This window comes from Microbacterium sp. B35-04 (genome assembly GCF_010634885.1).
In the GTDB taxonomy this organism is placed as follows: domain Bacteria; phylum Actinomycetota; class Actinomycetes; order Actinomycetales; family Microbacteriaceae; genus Microbacterium.
This window is the reverse complement of record NZ_MWLP01000165.1, coordinates 1-664: the sequence shown is the minus strand read 5'-3', so window position 1 is coordinate 664 and position 664 is coordinate 1. Positions and strand designations below refer to the sequence as shown.

The 664-nt window shown below is 71.2% G+C and carries 1 pseudogene; it reads left to right on the top strand.

Going from position 1 to position 664, the window contains the following annotated elements:
• A pseudogene (locus tag B1729_RS20260) lies at positions 1-514 on the top strand (hypothetical protein); the annotation flags it as partial.
• Positions 515-664 lie beyond the last annotated feature (150 nt).

The window sequence follows — 664 nt, the reverse complement described above, 5'->3', positions numbered from 1 at the left end:
CGCGCTGGGCGCGCTCGCCACGACACTCGGACTCTCGTGGCCAGTGATCGCCGGTATCGTCACCGGCCGCCCGGATGCGTATCTCGCGACGGAGCTCTCGTGGCGCCGACTCTGGGTCGGCGACGACGGAGGATTCGTCCCCTTCGAGGGCTGGCCGCAGGCGACCGACTATTGGTTCCGGTCGTGGGGACTCGACCCGGCGTGGGGGATCGTCGGGCTCGTCGCCCTGGTGATCGCCGTCGGCGCGGTCATCGCGTTCAGCCCGCAGGCGGTTCGGCTCGGACCCGAGATCCGCCTGTGGGCGGCCAGCTACCTCATCTACCTGCTGGCGGTGTTCCTCCCGCAGTCGAGCGTGTTCCGGCTCCTCTTCCCGCTGTCGCCGCTGTGGGGTGCGGTCGCGCTGCCGCGCAGCCGCGCATGGCGGCTCGGCGTGCTGGCAGCGTGCCTCGTGGGTCAGTGGTGGTGGATCTGGAACATGTACGGGCTGGGGACGGAGTTCTGGCACATCCCCTGACCAGGCAGGCGGCACGTCGCCACCCGGGGGTCGAGGCGAGGAAATTCGCCGATCCGGCCCCGACCCCCGCGCAGGCGGCGTAGCCTCCCGGGCATGACACCATCGCCTTCCGGGATCACCACGGCCGGTCAGCTGCGCGCATCGGGTCAC